Annotated in this window: 22 protein-coding genes and 1 tRNA gene; 9 read left to right on the forward strand and 14 right to left on the reverse strand. The window is 63.7% G+C overall.

The window, feature by feature from the left end:
* Positions 1-2 precede the first annotated feature (2 nt).
* The 10 genes from nuoH to ACE103_RS22745 form a co-directional block, all read right to left on the reverse strand.
* Positions 3-1,073 (reverse strand): NADH-quinone oxidoreductase subunit NuoH, encoded by a 1,071-nt coding sequence (nuoH, locus tag ACE103_RS22700; protein WP_223967244.1) that lies wholly within the window; start codon positions 1,071-1,073, stop codon positions 3-5.
* 10 nt (positions 1,074-1,083) lie between these two features.
* Entirely contained in the window at positions 1,084-3,159 is a 2,076-nt protein-coding gene (gene nuoG / locus ACE103_RS22705) for an NADH-quinone oxidoreductase subunit NuoG (RefSeq protein ID WP_375774966.1), read from the reverse strand.
* 9 nt (positions 3,160-3,168) lie between these two features.
* Entirely contained in the window at positions 3,169-4,494 is a 1,326-nt protein-coding gene (nuoF, locus tag ACE103_RS22710; RefSeq protein ID WP_223967242.1) for an NADH-quinone oxidoreductase subunit NuoF, read from the reverse strand.
* 19 nt (positions 4,495-4,513) lie between these two features.
* Complete coding sequence (locus ACE103_RS22715; protein ID WP_375774967.1) at positions 4,514-4,726, reverse strand: hypothetical protein; 213 nt, start codon at positions 4,724-4,726, stop codon at positions 4,514-4,516.
* Positions 4,726-5,337, reverse strand: a complete 612-nt coding sequence (nuoE, locus tag ACE103_RS22720; protein WP_163153441.1) for an NADH-quinone oxidoreductase subunit NuoE — start codon at positions 5,335-5,337, stop codon at positions 4,726-4,728. Before nuoE ends, ACE103_RS22715 begins: the two co-directional genes overlap by 1 nt.
* A gap of 41 nt (positions 5,338-5,378) precedes the next feature.
* The gene (locus tag ACE103_RS22725; RefSeq protein WP_375774968.1) at positions 5,379-6,575 is read right to left on the reverse strand and encodes an NADH-quinone oxidoreductase subunit D; all 1,197 of its coding nucleotides are present in this window, start codon (positions 6,573-6,575) and stop codon (positions 5,379-5,381) included.
* Positions 6,572-7,189, reverse strand: a complete 618-nt coding sequence (locus tag ACE103_RS22730) for an NADH-quinone oxidoreductase subunit C (protein ID WP_223967239.1) — start codon at positions 7,187-7,189, stop codon at positions 6,572-6,574. Before ACE103_RS22730 ends, ACE103_RS22725 begins: the two co-directional genes overlap by 4 nt.
* Positions 7,190-7,199: 10 nt before the next feature.
* Positions 7,200-7,790, reverse strand: coding sequence for an NADH-quinone oxidoreductase subunit B family protein (locus ACE103_RS22735; protein WP_163153433.1), 591 nt, complete (start codon positions 7,788-7,790; stop codon positions 7,200-7,202).
* On the reverse strand, positions 7,781-8,146 hold the full coding sequence (locus ACE103_RS22740) for an NADH-quinone oxidoreductase subunit A (protein ID WP_018271860.1): 366 nt from the start codon (positions 8,144-8,146) through the stop codon (positions 7,781-7,783). Before ACE103_RS22740 ends, ACE103_RS22735 begins: the two co-directional genes overlap by 10 nt.
* 214 nt (positions 8,147-8,360) lie before the next feature.
* Positions 8,361-8,876, reverse strand: a complete 516-nt coding sequence (locus tag ACE103_RS22745) for a MarR family winged helix-turn-helix transcriptional regulator (protein ID WP_375774969.1) — start codon at positions 8,874-8,876, stop codon at positions 8,361-8,363.
* Positions 8,877-9,027: 151 nt separating this feature from the next.
* Here ACE103_RS22745 and ACE103_RS22750 point away from each other — a divergent pair, with 151 nt between their 5' ends.
* Positions 9,028-10,218 (forward strand): Rieske 2Fe-2S domain-containing protein, encoded by a 1,191-nt coding sequence (locus tag ACE103_RS22750; protein ID WP_375774970.1) that lies wholly within the window; start codon positions 9,028-9,030, stop codon positions 10,216-10,218.
* Between the two features lie 50 nt (positions 10,219-10,268).
* Positions 10,269-11,561 (forward strand): spinster family MFS transporter, encoded by a 1,293-nt coding sequence (locus tag ACE103_RS22755; RefSeq protein WP_375774971.1) that lies wholly within the window; start codon positions 10,269-10,271, stop codon positions 11,559-11,561.
* On the opposite strand, the gene ACE103_RS22760 is transcribed toward ACE103_RS22755, so the two are convergent.
* Together ACE103_RS22760 and ACE103_RS22765 are read right to left on the reverse strand one after the other, a co-directional pair.
* Positions 11,558-12,376 carry an alpha/beta fold hydrolase gene (locus tag ACE103_RS22760; RefSeq protein ID WP_375774972.1) on the reverse strand — a complete coding sequence of 273 codons (819 nt, stop codon included), beginning with the start codon at positions 12,374-12,376 and terminating at the stop codon, positions 11,558-11,560. The two genes, ACE103_RS22755 and ACE103_RS22760, sit on opposite strands and share 4 nt — an antisense overlap.
* A 119-nt stretch (positions 12,377-12,495) precedes the next feature.
* On the reverse strand, positions 12,496-13,452 hold the full coding sequence (locus ACE103_RS22765; protein ID WP_375781163.1) for a TRAP transporter substrate-binding protein: 957 nt from the start codon (positions 13,450-13,452) through the stop codon (positions 12,496-12,498).
* Between the two features lie 256 nt (positions 13,453-13,708).
* Between ACE103_RS22765 and ACE103_RS22770 the strand changes: the two genes are divergently transcribed.
* The 5 genes from ACE103_RS22770 to ACE103_RS22790 all read left to right on the forward strand — a co-directional run bounded on the left by ACE103_RS22770 (position 13,709) and on the right by ACE103_RS22790 (position 16,078).
* The gene (locus ACE103_RS22770) at positions 13,709-13,912 is read left to right on the forward strand and encodes a hypothetical protein (RefSeq protein WP_021079164.1); all 204 of its coding nucleotides are present in this window, start codon (positions 13,709-13,711) and stop codon (positions 13,910-13,912) included.
* Between the two features lie 52 nt (positions 13,913-13,964).
* Positions 13,965-14,105: a hypothetical protein gene (locus tag ACE103_RS22775; protein WP_375774973.1), complete on the forward strand. Its 141-nt coding sequence runs from the start codon at positions 13,965-13,967 to the stop codon at positions 14,103-14,105.
* Between the two features lie 98 nt (positions 14,106-14,203).
* Positions 14,204-14,404 (forward strand): hypothetical protein, encoded by a 201-nt coding sequence (locus ACE103_RS22780; protein ID WP_375774974.1) that lies wholly within the window; start codon positions 14,204-14,206, stop codon positions 14,402-14,404.
* 14 nt (positions 14,405-14,418) lie between these two features.
* Positions 14,419-14,610: a hypothetical protein gene (locus ACE103_RS22785; RefSeq protein ID WP_173642771.1), complete on the forward strand. Its 192-nt coding sequence runs from the start codon at positions 14,419-14,421 to the stop codon at positions 14,608-14,610.
* A 166-nt stretch (positions 14,611-14,776) separates the two neighbouring features.
* On the forward strand, positions 14,777-16,078 hold the full coding sequence (locus ACE103_RS22790; protein WP_375774975.1) for a hypothetical protein: 1,302 nt from the start codon (positions 14,777-14,779) through the stop codon (positions 16,076-16,078).
* Between the two features lie 36 nt (positions 16,079-16,114).
* On the opposite strand, the gene ACE103_RS22795 is transcribed toward ACE103_RS22790, so the two are convergent.
* Positions 16,115-16,993 carry a class I SAM-dependent methyltransferase gene (locus ACE103_RS22795; protein WP_375774976.1) on the reverse strand — a complete coding sequence of 293 codons (879 nt, stop codon included), beginning with the start codon at positions 16,991-16,993 and terminating at the stop codon, positions 16,115-16,117.
* Between the two features lie 340 nt (positions 16,994-17,333).
* Here ACE103_RS22795 and ACE103_RS22800 point away from each other — a divergent pair, with 340 nt between their 5' ends.
* Entirely contained in the window at positions 17,334-17,519 is a 186-nt protein-coding gene (locus ACE103_RS22800) for a hypothetical protein (protein WP_375774977.1), read from the forward strand.
* A 117-nt stretch (positions 17,520-17,636) separates the two neighbouring features.
* Here ACE103_RS22800 and ACE103_RS22805 read toward each other — a convergent pair.
* Positions 17,637-17,713, reverse strand: a tRNA-Asp gene (locus ACE103_RS22805).
* Positions 17,714-18,044: 331 nt separating this feature from the next.
* Here ACE103_RS22805 and ACE103_RS22810 point away from each other — a divergent pair.
* On the forward strand, positions 18,045-18,344 hold the full coding sequence (locus ACE103_RS22810; protein ID WP_016847738.1) for an HU family DNA-binding protein: 300 nt from the start codon (positions 18,045-18,047) through the stop codon (positions 18,342-18,344).
* Positions 18,345-18,439: the final 95 nt, after the last annotated feature.

An 18,439-nucleotide genomic window follows, 5' to 3' on the forward strand; every position in this document is an offset into this window, starting at 1 on the left:
CCTCACTTCGGCGCGATGCCGGCGAATTGCAGCACACCGGCCACGATCACCACCATCGCCAGCGACAGCGGCAGGAACACCTTCCAGCCGAGCCGCATCAGTTGATCGTAGCGGTAGCGCGGCACGATCGCCTTCGCCATCGCGAACATGAAGAACATGAAGAACACCTTGAGGGCGAACCAGACGATGCCCGGAATCCAGGTGAACGGCGGCAGGTTGACCGGCGGCAGCCAGCCGCCCAGGAACAGGATCGACGCCAGCGCGCACATCGTGGTGATCGCGACATACTCGCCAAGCATGAACAGGAGATACGGGGTCGAGCCGTACTCGGTCATGAAGCCGGCGACCAGCTCGGATTCCGCTTCAACGAGGTCGAACGGCGGACGGTTGGTTTCCGCCAGCGCCGAGACGTAGAACACCACGAACATCGGGAACAGCGGCCAGACATACCAGTTCAGGATGGTGAGCTGCGGCAGGCCGATCAGATGCGCGAGCCCGCGGCTATTCTGGGCCTCGACCACCGCCGACAAGTTGAGCGAGCCGACGCAGAGCAGCACGGTGATGATGACGAAGCCGATCGAGACCTCGTAGGACACCATCTGCGCCGCCGAGCGCAGCGCGGCCAGGAACGGATATTTCGAGTTCGACGACCAGCCGGCCATGATGACGCCGTAGATCGACAGCGACGAGATCGCGAAGATGTAGAGAATGCCGACATTAATGTCGGAGATCACCCAGCCGAGATTGAACGGGATCACGGCCCAGGCGGCCAGCGCCAGGATACACGAGACAAGCGGCGCCAGCAGGAACACGCCCTTGTTGGAGCCGGACGGAATCACCGGCTCCTTCAGCACGAACTTCAGCAGGTCGGCGAAGGATTGCAGCAATCCGAACGGGCCGACCACGTTGGGCCCGCGGCGGATCTGCACCGCCGCCCAGATCTTGCGGTCGGCGAGCAGGATGTAGGCAATCGCGATCAGCAGCACGACGAGCAGCAACAGGCTTTCCGCGACCATGATGATCAGCGGCCAGAGGAAGCCGGTCCAGAACGCGCTTGCGAAGAATTCAGCCATCAGGTCACGCTCACTCCGCTGCCGTCAGCATTCGGCCCGACGCCAGCCGCGAGCATTCCGCCATCACGGCAGAGGCCCGCGCGATCGGGTTGGTCAGATAGAAATCCTCGATGGTCGGCTTGAATGCCGCCTTGTCGATGCTGCCGCCCTTGCCGGCCAGCGCCTTGACGTCATCAGCCTTGCCGGCCTCGATCTGGTCGAGCCGCATCAGATGCGGAGCGGTCTTGAACATCGCCTGGCGCAGCGCCTGCAGCGAGTCGAACGGCAGCTTCTTGCCGAGCACGTCGGACAGCGCGCGGATGATCGCCCAGTCCTCGCGGGCTTCACCCGGCGGGAACGCGGCACGGTTGGCGATCTGCGCCCGGCCCTCGGTGTTGACGAAGATGCCGGACTTCTCGGTATAGGCGGCGCCCGGCAGGATCACGTCGGCGCGGTGCGCGCCCTTGTCGCCATGGGTGCCGATATAAACGACGAAGGTGCCATCCGGCGCCTTGATCTCATCGGCGCCGAGCAGGAACAGCACGTCGAGCGTGCCGAAGGTCGTCATCTGCGTCGTGGTCAGACCACCGGCCGCCGGCGAGAAGCCGATATCGAGCGCGCCGGCGCGCGAGGCGGTGTCCTGCAGCACGGCAAAGCCGTTCCAGCCGTCCTTCAGCGCACCGACATCGACGGCGAGCTTGGCGGCCTGCGCCAGCACCGCCGCGCCGTCATGCCTGGTGAAGGCGCCGGCGCCGACCAGGATGATCGGGTTCTTGGCGTTCTTCAGCACGTCGGCAAAGGAATGCTTGCCCGCCACGAGGTCGGCGAGCGTGTCGGTGCCTGCACCGAGATAGTCGTGGTCGTAAGTGAAATCGGCCTTGGCGCCGATCATGCCGACCTTGAGCCCGCCGGTGCGCCAGCGCTTGCGGATCCGCGCGTTCAGCACGGCGGCTTCCTTGCGCGGATGCGAGCCGACGATCAGGATCGCGTCGGCCTGGTCGATGCCGGCAATGGTCGGGTTGAAGATGTAGGAGCCGCGGCCGGCCTTGGCATCGAACGCGTCGCCGCCCTGCACGGCCAGATTGACCGAGCTGAACTTCGCGAGCAGCTCCTTCAGCGCATACATTTCATCGACCGCGGCGAGATCGCCGGCGATCGCACCGATCCGCTTGCCGTCGATGCGGCCGGCCTTGGTGGCGATGGCAGCAAAGGCTTCCTGCCAGGTCGCAGGCTTGAGCTGACCGTTCTCGCGCACATAGGGCCGGTCGAGGCGCTGCGTGCGCAGGCCGTCGACGACGTGGCGGGTCTTGTCGGAAATCCACTCCTCGTTCACCGCCTCATTGATGCGCGGCAGGATGCGCATCACCTCGCGGCCGCGGGTGTCGACGCGGATCGCGGAGCCGACGCCGTCCATGACGTCGACCGACTGCGTCTTGCCGAGCTCCCAGGGGCGCGCCGCGAAGGCATACGGCTTCGAGGTCAGCGCGCCGACCGGGCAGATATCGACGAGATTGCCCTGCAGCTCCGAGCTCAGCGCCTGCTCCAGATAGGTGGTGATCTCCATGTCCTCGCCGCGCCCGGTCGCGCCCATTTCCGGCGCGCCGCAGACTTCGGCGGAGAAACGGACGCAGCGCGTGCACTGGATGCAGCGGTTCATCGAGGTCTTGACCAGCGCGCCGAGATACTTGTCCTCGACCGCGCGCTTGTTCTCGGCGAAGCGGCTGGTGTCGACGCCGTAGCCCATCGCCTGGTCCTGCAGATCGCACTCGCCGCCCTGGTCGCAGATCGGGCAGTCGAGCGGATGGTTGATCAGCAGGAATTCCATCACGCCTTCGCGCGCCTTCTTGACCATCGGCGAACGGGTCGAGATCTCCGGCGGCTCACCCTTCGGGCCCGGACGGCAGTCGCGCACGGCCCAGGCGCAGCTTGCGACCGGCTTCGGGCCGCCCTTCACCTCGACCAGGCACATCCGGCAATTGCCGGCGATCGACAGCCGCTCGTGATAGCAGAAGCGCGGAATCTCGGCGCCCGCCGCCTCGCACGCCTGCAACAGCGTGTACTCCGGCGGCACATCGATCTCTTTGCCATCGACGATGATCTTGCTCATGTCTCTTCTCTACTCCGCCGCGACCATATGGACGGGATCACGAACGCCCTGATCGTCGAGATCGGCCTTGTGCGAATACTGATCGATGCGCTCTTCAATCTCGTGACGGAAATGCGCAATCAGACCCTGGATCGGCCACGCTGCTGCGTCGCCGAGCGCGCAGATGGTGTGGCCTTCGACCTGCTTGGTGACCTCGAGCAGCATGTCGATCTCGCGCTTGTGGGCGCGGCCATCTGCCATGCGGGTCAGGACGCGCCACATCCAGCCGGTGCCCTCGCGGCACGGCGTGCACTGGCCGCAGCTCTCATGCTTGTAGAAATAGGAGATGCGCGCGATCGCCCGGATCAGGTCAGTCGACTTGTCCATCACGATCACGGCCGCGGTGCCGAGGCCCGAGCGAAGTTTGCTCAGGCTGTCGAAATCCATCGGCGTGTCGATGATCTGGTCGGCCGGCACCATGCGCACCGACGAGCCGCCGGGGATCACAGCCTTGAGGTTGTCCCAGCCGCCACGAATGCCGCCGCAATGCTTCTCGATCAACTCGCGGAACGGAATCCCCATCGCCTCTTCGACGTTGCAGGGCCGCTCGACGTGACCGGAGATGCAGAACAGCTTGGTGCCGACATTGTTCGGACGGCCGATGGCAGCGAACCAGGCGGCGCCGCGGCGCAGGATGTCGGGCGCAACCGCAATCGACTCGACGTTGTTGACGGTGGTCGGGCAGCCATAGAGGCCGACATTGGCCGGGAACGGCGGCTTCAGCCGCGGCTGGCCCTTCTTGCCCTCGAGGCTTTCGAGCAGCGCGGTTTCCTCGCCGCAGATATAGGCGCCGGCGCCGTGCGCCACATAGATGTCGAACGGCCAGCCGTTGATGTTGTCCTTGCCGACCAGCTTGGCTTCATAGGCCTGGTCGATCGCCGCCTGCAGCCGCTCGCGCTCGCGGATGAACTCGCCGCGGATGTAGATGTAGCAGGCATGTGCGCCCATCGCGAAGCTCGCGAGCAGGCAGCCTTCGACCAGAAGATGCGGATCGTGCCGCATGATCTCGCGGTCCTTGCAGGTGCCGGGCTCGGACTCGTCGGCGTTGACGACGAGATAGCTCGGACGGCCGTCCTTGGATTCCTTCGGCATGAAGGACCACTTCATGCCGGTCGGGAAGCCCGCACCGCCGCGGCCGCGCAGGCCCGAGGCCTTCATCTCATTGATGATCCAGTCGCGGCCCTTGTCGATGATCCCCTTGGTGCCATCCCAGGCGCCTCTGCGGCGCGCGCCCTCGAGGCCCCAATCATGGAGGCCGTAGAGGTTCTTGAAGATGCGGTCCTTGTCGTCGAGCATGCTCAAAACTTTCCGAACATCACCGATTGGCTTGGGAGTAAGCGAGCCCGGCGGCACAGCCGCCGAACACGATGGCCCACAACAGGCTGGATTCCAGCGTGGCGCTCAGGCCGTAACGTTGCAGCAGGAACATGAAGCCGGCCGCGACGGTGGTATGCAGGGCGATCGTGCGCCAGGCCTTCATCGCAGCGCCCCTCCCCACCTCGTTTTCCTGCACCTGAAAGCCCCGCATCAGGTGGTTTCCTTCAGCGTCGTCGGCCCGCCTGCGGGCGCCGAGAACTGGCGGTCGGTCTGCGGGCCCGGCTTCGGCGGATTGCCGGCGGCAAAGCCGTCGAGCACCTTGCCGAAGCTTTCCTTCGTCAGATCCTCGTAGGTGTCCTTCCAGATCAGCACCATCGGCGCGTTCACGCAGGCCCCTAAGCACTCGACCTCTTCCCAGGAGAAGTTGCCGTCCTTCGACAGCTGGAAGGGATCGTGATGGATGCGATGCTGGCACACCTCGATCAGGTCGGCGGCGCCGCGCAGCCGGCACGGCGTGGTACCGCACACCTGGACATGCGCCTTCTTGCCGACCGGCGAGAGCTGGAACATGGTGTAGAAGGTCGCGATCTCCAGCATGCGGATATGCGGCATCTCGAGCAGATCGGCGACGGCACGGATCGCCGCTTCCGAGACCCAGCCGTCATGCTGCTCCTGCACGCGCCACAGAATCGCGATCGCAGCCGAGGCCTGACGGCCCGGCGGATACTTCTCGATCTGCTTCTTGGCCCAGGCAAGATTCTCGTCCGTGAACGTGAAGCTCGCGGGCTGCAATTCCTTCGGGGCAAGGCGGCGGACGGACATCGATCAAACTCTCATTGCGCGCGGTGCGGATGCGGACATCATCACCGGTCGACCTCGCCGAACACGATGTCCAGCGAGCCGAGGATGGCGGAAACGTCGGCCAGCAGATGGCCCTTGCAGATGTGATCCATCGCCTGCAGATGGGCGAAGCCCGGCGCGCGGATCTTGCACTTGTAGGGTTTGTTGGTGCCGTCGGCGACGAGATAGACGCCGAACTCGCCCTTCGGCGCCTCGACCGCGGCGTAGACCTCGCCGGCCGGCACGTGCACGCCTTCGGTGTAGAGCTTGAAGTGATGGATCAGCGCTTCCATCGAGCGCTTCATGTCACCACGGCGCGGCGGCGCGATCTTGTTGTCCTCGACCACGACCGGGCCCTGCCCGTCCGGCGCCTTCAGCTTCTGGATGCACTGCTTCATGATGCGCACCGACTGGCGCATCTCTTCCATGCGGATCAGATAGCGGTCGTAGCAGTCGCCGTTCTTGCCAATCGGAATGTCGAAATCCATCTCGGCGTAGCACTCATACGGCTGCGACTTGCGCAGGTCCCAGGCCGCGCCCGAGCCGCGCACCATGACGCCGGAGAAGCCCCACTCCCAGGCCTCCTTCAGCGGCACCACACCGATATCGACGTTGCGCTGCTTGAAGATGCGGTTGCCGGTGAGCAGCGTATCGAGGTCGTCGACGACCTTGAGGAACGGATCGCACCACGCCTCGATATCGTCGATCAGCTTCAGCGGCAGATCCTGGTGCACGCCGCCGACGCGGAAGAAAGCCGCGTGCATGCGCGAGCCTGAGGCGCGCTCGTAGAACACCATCAGCTTCTCGCGCTCTTCAAAACCCCACAGCGGCGGGGTCAGCGCGCCGACGTCCATCGCCTGCGTGGTGACGTTGAGCAGATGGGAAAGAATGCGGCCGATCTCGCAGTACAGCACGCGGATGAGCTGGCCGCGACGCGGCACCGTGATGCCGAGCAGCTTCTCCGCCGCGAGGCAGAACGCGTGCTCCTGGTTCATCGGCGCGACGTAGTCGAGCCGGTCGAAATACGGAATCGCCTGCAGATAGGTCTTGTGCTCGATCAGCTTCTCGGTGCCGCGGTGAAGCAGGCCGATATGCGGATCGACGCGCTCGACGACTTCGCCGTCGAGCTCCAGCACGAGACGAAGCACGCCGTGCGCCGCCGGATGCTGCGGGCCGAAGTTGATGGTGAAGTTACGAAGATCTTGCGGTTGCTCGTTCATGGCTTCGGCTCCGCCTTGGCCTTCTCGTCACCGGGCAGCGGATAGTCCGCGCCTTCCCAGGGCGAGAGGAAATCGAACTTGCGGAATTCCTGGTTGAGCCGGACCGGCTCGTACAGCACCCGCTTCTCCTGGTCGTCGTAGCGAACCTCGACGAAGCCGGTGAGCGGGAAATCCTTGCGCAACGGATGGCCGTCGAAACCGTAATCGGTCAGCAGGCGGCGCATGTCCGGATGCCCGACGAAGATCACGCCGTAGAGATCGTAGGTCTCGCGTTCGAACCAGTCGGCGCCGGGGAAGACGCCGATGATCGAAGGCACCTGCGTGGTCTCGTCGGCCTGGCCGCGCACCCGGATACGCGTGTTCAGCGTCGGCGACAGCAGATGGTAGACGACATCGAAGCGCTTCTCGCGGCTCGGATAGTCGACCGCGGTCACGTCGGTGAAGTTGACGAAGCGGCAGTTCGGATCGTCACGCAGAAAACTGACGACGTCCACGATTCTGCCAATCTCGACGTCGATAGTGAGTTGATTGAACGCGACCGAGTGCGCCGTGGCGGCGCCCGGAAGCGCGCTCACGATCGTCTGCCCAAGGGCGTCGAGCTTGCCGTCGTCCATGCCTGAAACCTTAGCGTTCGATAGTGCCGATACGGCGGATCTTCTTCTGCAGCAGCAGCACGCCGTAGAGCAGCGCCTCCGCCGTGGGCGGGCAACCCGGCACGTAGATGTCGATCGGCACGATGCGGTCGCAACCACGCACCACCGAGTAGGAATAGTGGTAGTAGCCGCCGCCATTGGCGCAGGAGCCCATCGAGATGACGTAGCGCGGCTCCGGCATCTGGTCGTAGACCTTGCGCAGCGCGGGCGCCATCTTGTTGGTCAGGGTGCCCGCGACGATCATCACGTCGGACTGCCGCGGCGAGGCGCGCGGCGCAAAGCCGAAGCGCTCGACGTCGTAGCGCGGCATCGAGACCTGCATCATCTCGACCGCGCAGCAGGCGAGACCGAACGTCATCCACATCAGCGAGCCGGTACGCGCCCAGGTGATGAGGTCATCGGCCGCGGCGACGAAGAAGCCCTTGTCGGACAGCTCGTGATTGACCTCGAGGAAAAACGGATCATTGGCGCCGACCGGCTTGCCGGTCGACGGATCGAGAATGCCTCTCGGAGCTTGCGCTATCGCCGGCTGCGAGGTTGCGGCGGTGGGGCTCAATCCCATTCGAGCGCGCCTTTCTTCCATTCATACGCGAACCCGACCGTCAGCACGGCCAGGAACACCATCATCGACCAGAAACCAGTCGCGCCCAGTTTTCCGAACGCCACGGCCCAGGGGAACAGGAACGCCACTTCGAGATCGAAGATGATGAAGAGGATCGCCACCAGGTAGAAGCGGACGTCGAACTTCATGCGGGCGTCATCAAAAGCGTTGAATCCGCATTCATAGGCGGACAGCTTTTCCGGATCCGGCGACTGGAACGCGACCAGGAACGGCGCGATCAGGAGCGCCAGCCCGATCAGGCTCGCTACCCCGATAAAGACCACAAGTGGGAGATAATTCTGCAGGATGCCGGTCATCGGCGGGGCCTTCTTGCTGCGGTTTCGAACGTCCCGCAGATTCGTTGATTGGAATTGTTCTTGAGGCTTTAGCGCAGCGCAACAGGGGGCGCAAGACAAGCAATTTTGACGCTTTTACCGTCCCTCCCGCGGGCTCTTTGCCGCATCAGGCGGAAGCGCTTGCCACAACGGGGAACGCCGCCGGCGCCGTCCGGTGCCCTGCGCTCTTCCCATATCAGCCCAGCTCCCGCTCGACCGCGAGCATCTCGGCCGCGGCCAACGTCAGCCGGTCGATATGTGCAAGTAGCAACTCAAGATCCTGCGGACCAAGCTGTTCCAGCAGGCGCCGGTTTCGCTCCTGCGCGCCGGCCACAATGGCGTCATGGGCGGCGAGCCCGGCCTTGGTGAGGGAGACAAGTGTTTCCCGATTGTCACGCGGGTTGGCCGCCTTGGAGACCAGCTTCCGCGCAACGAGCTCGGCGAGCGCCCGGCTGATCTGCCCCTTGTCCATGCCGACGGCTTCGGTAAGCCGCACCACGCTCATCGGCGGCCGCCGGCCGAGCGAGGCAACCAGGCCGAACTCGACCGAGGACAGCCCGGTCAGGCGCTTGTAGCGCAGCAACGCACCGCGCCTGAGCAGATTCGCCAGCACCATCAGTCGCGACGACATCATCGCGGTGATCGGCGCCAGCTCGGCGTCAACGACCGCCTCCGGCGGCAAGGCCCTCGCAGTCCTGAGCTTCTCGGTCATCGCCAACCTCTGCCAACAAAGCTGATCGCTGCCAAGCTAATCGAGATCGTTGACATTGTCATCGATATATCGTTGACTTCGTCAACAACGTTGACTGCCATCAACGACACAGCGACCGTCGGCAAGAATCCGGCGGCGGGGAGGAAACAGCATGACGATGACCCAGCTCGATCGCGATCTCGGCACGGCCTATGCGATGCAGCCGTCCACCACTCGGACCGAGCTCACCTCGGTCGTCCGCGGCACACCGATGGGCGAGCTGCTGCGCCGCTACTGGCACCCGATCGGCCTTTCGGGCGACGCGACCGATATCCCCAGAAAAGTCCGTGCGCTCGGTGAGGACCTGATCCTGTTCCGCGACCGGCACGGCCGGGTCGGCCTGCTGCATGCGCGCTGCTGTCATCGCGGCACCACACTCTATTACGGCAAGGTCGAGGAAGACGGCATCCGCTGCTGCTACCACGGCTGGAAGTTCGACACCGAGGGCCGCTGCCTCGAACAGCCCTGCGAGCCCGAAGGCGGCCTGTTCAAGGACAAGGTGCGCCAGCCCTGGTATCCGGTGCAGGAACGCTACGGCCTGATCTTCGCCTATATGGGCCCGGCGGTTAAGCAGCCGGTGCTGCCGCGCTACGAATGCCTGGAGACCATGGACGACGGCGAGTTCGTCGAGGCAGACGATTCCTCGATCGGCGGCGGCGGCCCTGCCGTGATCCCGTGCAACTGGCTGCAGCATTTCGAGAACGTCGCCGACCCCTACCATGTGCCGGTGCTACACGGCTCGTTCTCCGGGCCGCAATTCACGACCATGATGGCCTCGATGCCCGAGGTGAAGTTCGAGATGTCGCCGCGCGGCGTCGCGGTGCGCTCGATCCGCAGGCAGGACGACGGCAAGGTGTTCTATCGCGTCACCGAGGCCGCCCTGCCCACGCTCCGCGTCGTGCCCAACCCGCGGGTCGCGCAATTCGCCCGCGTCGAATCGATCGGTTGGACCCTGCCGATCGACGACACCTCGTTCCGCATCTATGTCGCCGGCCGGGTCAAGAACGCGGGCGATATCGGCCGGATGCGCTCGAAGTTCAACGGCAAGTTCTGGTGGGACATGACGGAGCAGGAGCACCAGCAATTCCCCGGCGACTACGAGGCGCAGGTCGGCCAGGGGCCGGTGACGGTTCATTCGGAAGAGCATTTCGGCCAGAGCGACCGCGGCGTCCTGATGATCCGCCGGATGCTCTCTGACCAGCTCGAGGCCATGGCCGCCGGCCGCGACCCGATCGGCGTGTCGTTCGATGCCGATGCCGAGCCGGTGGAATTCGAAGCAGGGAATTACATCCGCGAGGGGTAAGGCCCGCGCGCAAAGCAAACAAGAAAAGACAAAAATCGGGGGAGGAAGTCATGGTCGATGTCGCACCGCAGGCGGCCGCGCAAGCGCAAGTCGCCGCCACGCCCGCCGCGCGCCGCTACTACGTCCTTGGCCTGCTCACGATCATCTACGCCCTCAACTTCCTCGACCGGACCATCTTCAACGTGCTGATCGAGCCCATCAAGAAGGAGTTCGCGCTCAGCGACACCACCATGGGCCTGCTCGCCGGGTTCGGCTTCGTGCTGTTCTACTCGTTGCTCGGCATTCCCATCGCGCGGATGGCGGATCGCCTCAACCGCCGCAACATCGTCGCGGCAGCCTTCGCGTTCTGGAGTGCGATGACCTATCTCTGCGGCATGGCCTCCAGCGTCGCGACGCTGGCACTGGCGCGGGTCGGGGTCGGCATCGGAGAGTCGGCGGGCACGCCGGCCTCGCAATCGATGATCGCCGATCTGTTCGACAAGAACGAGCGTCCGCGCGCGCTCGGCATCTACGCGATCGGCACCTATCTCGGCGTCTTCCTCGGCTATTTCATCGGCGGCTATGTCAATCAGCACTATGGCTGGCGGATGGCCTTCTTCACCGCGGGCCTGCCCGGCATCGCGCTCGCCGCGGTGCTGTGGCTGACGATCTCCGAGCCGAGGCGCGGTGCGATGGCCGAGACCTTCAAGGCCGAGCCGATCGGGCCGACGCTGGGCTTCCTGATCGCGCAGCCGAGCTTCCTCATCGTGCTGGTCGGCTTTTGCCTCACAACCTACACCAACTACGCCACCGCGGTGTGGATCCCGCCGTTCCTGGCGCGCATCCATCACCTCACCAGCGCCGAGATCGGCACCTATGCTGGCACCTTCAAGGGCCTCGCCGGCATGGCGGGCACGCTGATCGGCGGCCTCGTGGTGGCGCAGATCGGCCGCCGCGATGATCGCTGGAAGTTATGGGCGCCCGCGATCATGTCGGGCCTCGCCGGTCCCGTCTTCGCATTGTGCATGCTGACGCACAGCTTCACGCTGATGGTAGCGACGCTCGCGCTGACCTCGTTCATGGTCGGCTTCCATCTCGGCCCGATCTTCGCGATCGCCCAGACGGTCGCAAAGCCCAGCATGCGCGCGCTGGCCTCGGCGATCGTGCTGCTCACCGCGACCTGTTTCGGCCAGGGCGTCGGCCCCCTCGCCGTCGGCATGATCAACGACGCCCTGAAGGGCGCGTACGGCACGGATGCGGTTCGCTACTCGCTGCTGTCGGCAGCGGTCACGACGACACTCGGCGCGCTGCTGTTCGTCTGGGCAGCGCGCTGGATCCGATCGGACATCGCGCGCGCCAGTTAAGCGTCCATGAAGGCCAGCAAGTCGGCCATCAGGCGCGCGCTGTGCGTCAGCGGCAAAGCGTGCGGCGCGCCTACATAGACGGCGAGCTTACTGCCCTTGATCAGCGCCGCCGTCTTCGCGCCGGTCAGTTCGAGCGGCGCGCTGGCATCCTTGTCGCCGTGCACGATCAGCGTCGGGCGATCGATACGCTTGGCCGCGGCGCGCAGATCGGCGAACGAGATGGTCTTGCGGCAGGCCAGCGCCACCGGAAGCGGCACGCTCAGCATCATCTCCCTGATCCAGGCCCGCGTGGCATCTGGCGTGTCGGGCATGAAGAACGGCGCCTCGTTCTCGCCCATCCATTTCGGGAAGTCCTGCGCGATCGCAGCATTCTGGGCCTCGACCATCGCTCTCGGCACCGCGACCGGATTGTCGTCGGTCTGGACGATATACGGCGTGGTCGGCGCGACCAGGACCAGCCGCGCGATACGATCGGCGCCGTGACGCGCCAGATAATTCACCGCCTCGATCGATCCCATCGAATGCGCGACGATTGTGACGTCGCGAAGATCACGCTGCTCGATCACGGCGGCGACATCATCGGTCAGCGTGTCGAGATCGTATCCCGTCATCGGCATGTCGGAACGGCCGTGGCCGCGCCGGTCAGGCGCAACGCAGCGAAAGCCCTTGGCGTTCAGCGCCACGATCTGGCTGCCCCAGACGCCGGAATTGAATGTCCATGCGGCAAGCAGCAGCACCGGCTTGCCCGAGCCCCAATCCTGCATGAACAGTTTTGTGCCGTCGCTTGCGGTCGCATAGAGCGGTTGGCTTGCCATGATGGAAGTCCCTTTGCAGATCGATCGGCAACATCGCCGCCGATGCACCGACCATCGCAAAGGGAGATCGCGCGCGCGATTACGTGTCAGGTAATCACGCGCGTGATGTCAGGCTGCGCTCACGTCAGCTTGCCGGTGTATTTCTCCAGCGCCGCCCAGGCGTCCGCGCCATAGGTCTTTTGCCGCTGCGTGTAGAAGCCGGCTTTCACCAACGCGGCCCTGAACTGCACCGGATCGGGCTTGTTGAAAGTCATGCCCTTCGCGGTCAGCTCGGCCTGCAACGAGCGGTCCATCTCGACCAGATCGGCGCGCTCCTTTACCGCCGCCGCGTCGAATGCCGCATTGATCAGTTCGAGCAGCTCGGGCGGCAGACCCGCCATCGCGCGGCGGTTGCCGAGGATCCAGTAGCCGCTCCAGCAATGGTTCGACAGCGCGCAGTATTTCTGCACCTCGTACAACTTTCCGGTCGAGACCTGCGCCAGCGGATTCTCCTGCCCTTCGACAATGTGGGTCTGCAGCGCCGAATAGAGCTCGCTGTAGGAGATGCTCGACGGCAATGCGCCCAGTCCTGAGAACAGTGAGGTCAGCAATGCCGTCAACGGCACGCGAATCTTGAAGCCCTTGAGATCGTCGACGCTGTTGAGCTGCCGGCTCGACGACGAGGTGATCTGGCGGAAGCCGTTGTCCCAGACCTTCTTTAGCGGCACGACGCCGGTCCTGGCGATCGCATCGCGGACGATGTCGCCGACGCCGCCGTCCATCGCCGCCCAGACCTGGTCGTAGGACTGGAAGGCGAAGCCGATGCTGGGCAGGCCCGACAGCGGCACCAGCGTCGACAGCGTCATACTGGGCGCGGCCAACAGTTCGATCCCGCCGGCGCGGACCTGCGAGAGCATCTCCGGATCGCCGCCGAGCTGGCTGTTGGCGAACACCGTGATGTTGACCCGGCCCGACGACTGCGCCCCGACCGCCTTCGCCGCCTCGACCAAACGGATTGTTAGCGGATGGGTTTCCGGAGTGTTGACGCCGAGCTTGAAGTCGAACTCGGCAGCGGCAAGAGACGGCTTACCAAACATCGCCGCGGCAAGCGCCACCGTGCCAGTTCCCAGCACCCGCCGTCGGGTCATATTCCTTGTTTTCATTATTGTTTTTCTCCCAGGCACCGTCCGCGCCCGCGGCCAGTTTCAGCGCTCTCCCTGTGTGATGCAAGGCACGGTGAAACCAATCCGTCCGTGGCACGAAACCATTTCCGGGAACTCACGAAACGATCCGGAAACAGATGGGGCTTAGCACTAGCTGCCATAGACGGCGCATAGACGCCCGGAGGCGACCATGAACCACTCGATCCATTCTGCCGATCGCGCGACCCACCTCAAAATTGTGGTTGTTGCGCTCGTTGCGGCCATCGGGGTTGCGGCTTTCGGCATTTCGGCCCGGAATAATGCGGATTTCACCCAGACCGCCCAGACCAACCAGGTCATCAAGGCTGGCAAGCCTGTCGCGATCACCTCCTCGGGCACCTCGACGGTCCGCTAAGACGGTGTTGACGCTTCGGCAAACAAAGCGGCCGCCTTCGGGCGGCTTTTTGTTGGTCCTGATCGTCTCGCGCTTCGATCAAGACAATGTGGCCTTCGCCAGTGTTGGCTGCGGCGACTGCAGGACCACCGAGATCGGGGCGCGCGAGATGCACGCGCGGCTTGGCCAACGCGCCGCCGCGGCGAAATCTTAACCGCCTCCTAACGCGGTCATTCGATTGCAATCCGCTCCGCGATCCCCGTTTTAAAAATTGTTCCGTAAGGTGGACGTCAACAGAGGCGCAGGCCCACAATGAATTTGCAGCAGCAAGTAATTTCGACCGGATTCAAGATCATCTGCACGGATTGCGGCAGCCTGGCGATCAAGGTCGCCGATCCCGCGCATGCGTCCGGCGACACCATCATCGAATGCCGCCGCTGCAACGCCGTACGCGGCACGATGGCGGACCTGCACACCATGGCGCGGCGCGGCCGCGACCTGTTCGAATTCTAACCCCGGCGCCGCCGATGCTGTCCGACCCGAACGCGACCATGCAGAGCGACATTCCCCTGGACACGGTCTGGTCGATCCTCGAGGCCGCCAATGAATTGGGCGACACCCATACGGTCGATGCCTGCCGCCGCATCATCGACGCGAATTTGCGTGGCGACGCCCCCGGACAATCCGACCTGAACGCGGTCGCTGCATTCTTTGCTTGAACAAGGCAACGCGTCGCGCGTTTGTGAATTCAATGTGGCGCTGCGGTGACCGATCGCCCGGCGGAAACATAACAATACGGATCGAGACGCTGTCTAACCTTGCTTGACTTGATTAGCCCAAGGCCGACTTGCTAGCTGTCACACAGCTTTCGAATCGGACGGGCCGATGCAATTGACGCGCGACGACCTGACTGTCGGGGTCACAATCCTCGCATTCTTCGTCCTCAGCACCGCCTCGATGATCGCCTGCGGGTACGCGTTCCCGGCGATGCATGTCTGGCGCTCCGGCATCACGGTCGAGGCCATCCTCGGCACGGCGATGATGGCCTTCTTCATCCCGGCGTTCGTCGCAGGCCGCTTCAGCTTCGGTTATCTGGTGAGCTTCGCGCTGCTGTCAGCGGTGTTCGGCTTCGTCTGGCTCAGCTTCTTCAGCGCGTTCGATTATCCGCATGCTATCGCCCGCTGGGCCATGGTCGCCGCGTTGACCACGGCCATGATCCCCCTGATGTTCCAGAACATGCCGGTGTGGCGGCCCGGCCTGTCTGATGCGGCGATCAAACGCATTGCGCTGCTGCTGCTGGCGTCGTCCTTCGTCGTGCTGGTCGCCGACATCTCGTACGGCGCCAATCTCGGCAATCCCTATGGCGCAGCCCGCAACGCCGTCACGCGGCCGGCGCTGTTGAATTATCTCACTGGAATCATCATCGGCGCGGTGCTGCCCTATCTGTTCGCGCATTTCGCGTCGCGTCGGCAATGGATACAGGCCGCCTGCGTGTTGCTGTTTGCGCTTTGCTTCTATCCGGTGGTCAACAACAAGACCGTGCTGCTGCTGCCGATCTGGCTGCCGTTTCTGTTCTGGCTGTTCGGCCGGTTCAACCCGCGGCTGGCCACGGTGCTCGCATTTCTCATTCCGATGATCATCGGGCTGACGGCGTTTGCCATGCTCGGCGCCGACCGCGATTACGTCGTGTTCAGCGCCATCAACCTGCGCTTCCTCGCAATCCCATCGCTCGCCCTTGATCAATATGCCGACTTCTTTGCACACCGCGACCTGACGCGCTTCTGCCAGATATCGATCGTGCGACAGGTGATCGCCTGCCCATATGGCGAGCTCGGCCCAGCGCTCGGAGCGATCTATCGCGACGGCAATTTCAACGCCTCCTTCCTCGCCACCGAGGGCATCGCGTCGGTTGGTCTTGCGCTCGCCCCGGTTTCGGCACTCGTGTGCGGCCTGATCCTGTCAGTGGGGTCGATGGTCTCGCGGCACCTGTCACCACGCTTCATCGCGGTGTCGTCAGGCATCGCCGTTCAGGCGATCATGAACGTGCCGCTCACGACAAGCCTGGCCTCGAACGGGATCGCCCTGCTGTTCCTGCTGTGGTGGCTGACGCCCGAATGGCGAACGGAAGCTTCGCATCATCAGCAACAGTCAACGCGGCCCATGAGTGCCGTCGGTGTCGCGGCCTGATTTTTGCACAATGCCGCGACCAACCCTGTGGCGGCCTCACTTCTTTCGGAGAACGATGATGCTCTGATACGGTGAGATCCCGTTCATGCCGACGTCAACGAGATCAAACCTGTCGGTCCAGTGCGTCTCGATGTAGCGCTTGCTGATGATTGTTTCGCCGTAGGTCATTACGCCGTCGACCGGATAGCTTTGCGGATAGAAGTAGAATCCGTCTCGCGCCACAGTCTCGGCGATTTTTTGCTGATCCCAGCCAGGCAATTTGGAAATCGGCTCATAGAATGCGTATGCCGGCGGCCGAATGGTCAGAAGAAAGAGACCGCGATTCTCCAGAGAATCGTGAACCGCGGCGAGGCATGTGTCGCTTGCGGCCGGCGAGAGATGCGTCCAGATTGATAACGCGTAAGCGACATCGAATTTCTGGTTGAACGGCAGACGTCTCGGCAGGCTGTCCGACAACACGATATCCGCGCGCGGGTTGGAACGTTGCGCGACCTGGATGATGCCCTTGTGCGGATCGCAGCCATGCAGATTGCGCAGCGGCACATCCTTCATGAAGTACCGGAGCACACTGCCCCAGCCGCAGCCATAGTCCAGCACCGCGCATTCATTGAATGGCTTATCGAGATGACACCTGAGCTTGTCGTGCAACAGGCGATAGGTTTCGATGACTGCGGCGCCGAGCTCCATCCCGGAACGACCGCTCCAGTTTTTCTGGGTGCCGGCGTCGGGCGGATCGGGAATGGCGGCCTTGATGGCCTTGAAGCCATCATATTCCTTCCAGAGCAGCACGTTCCACAGATACGGATCGTCGATCCATTTGAGTGCGTCGTAGACGGACGCTCCGCTTCGGCAGGCGGCGTCCGCTTTTTCCAGTTCGTCGTTGTAGTATTCGTTGAGCCACGAACTCCAATTCATCAGCACGCCTCCGTGTCAGATTCGCTTCATCAGCCCTCGCCCACGCTCGCGTCGTCTAGATTTCCTGAACTGTCTTCGCTTACTCCGGCAACTTTAAGACACATCGAAAGCGTGTGAGTTCCGGGAGGTGGTGGAACCGCTGACGCGGTTTCCGCACTGGCTGCGACCTCTGTCGCCTAGGGCGATGCCATGAGAGTAAGGCTGACGTCAGGCTCGCGCGTTACGCTCCGCGCTCGAACCGAGACCTGCTGGTCTGGGTGGCGATAGTCACTACCGCATCAGCCGACGTGATGTTTGCGTGAGAGGCGAACCAGTTGGCCGGCCTCCAGGAAGCATGTCGATGAAAGTCCGCGAGCTACTTCAACTGCTCCAAGCACTCCCGGATCAGGACGCAACGGTCGTGATTGGCGAAGGAGCGAAGCCGGAAACCTGGCTGATCGTTTCGGGCGTCGCGGAGTGTCAGATTGCGCGCGTGAATGAGGATCAGGCGATTGCCGGGTGCGAACCAGCGATCGAGATCGTCTGAGAGGTGGCGACTATCGGAGCGCGGGAAGCCCGAGCAAAAGGACGTTCAAGGTGTCATGACGGCGCTGCGCGCGACATGCCTTAAGTCTGGAACCTGGGTCTAAGTGCTTGATAAGACTGGCGCGAGAGACGGGACTCGAACCCGCGGCCTCCGCCGTGACAGGGCGGCGCTCTAACCAACTGAGCTACTCCCGCGGATGCCGATCATCGGATTGATCCGCGCAGGACCGAGGGCATAAAGGCCCGCATCCGGATAGTCAAGCACGTTGCGGAGCCCTGCACAGCGCGGGTATTTTCGCGCTGTGGACGCGAGTTGTCGCCTGTTTTCAAGGGAAACGGCGTAGTCAGCAAAGCCCCGAATCAAATAAGGCCTGATACGTCTGGGTTTCCTGTGGCCGGGCCCGGCGCTGCCTGTTCCCAGAACCGGCGGTTTCAGGACTCTTCCGGACGCATTTTCCCGACGCGAACGGCGCGCCATTCGCGTGAAAGCAGCAATCCAGCCATTCAGCAACGAGGAGGGCCACACATGGCGAAGAAAGCAGCGACCCCGGCGACGATCACGCTGAAGCACCTGGCGGCGGCCATCGCCGAAGAGCAGGAGCTGTCCAAGAAGCAGGCCGAGGCGATCCTGACCGACATGGTCACCCGGATCACCAAGCACCTTAAGAAGGGCGAGCGGATCCGCATCGTCGGCCTCGGCATCCTCCAGGTTCGCAAGCGCGCCGCCCGCATGGGCCGCAACCCGGCAACCGGCGAGCAGATCCACATCAAGGCGAGCAAGAAGGTCGCCTTCCGCGCCGCCAAGGAGTTGAAGGAAGCAGTTTAGGGTCCTTAACTTGCTTGATACCAAGCGCCATTCCGGCTCGCGACGCGGCCCCGGAGTGGCGCTTTTCTGTTGTAGAGTTGTCTCTCGATGCGCTT

The sequence above is a fragment of the Bradyrhizobium sp. ma5 genome (genome assembly GCF_042258955.1).
Lineage (GTDB): Bacteria > Pseudomonadota > Alphaproteobacteria > Rhizobiales > Xanthobacteraceae > Bradyrhizobium.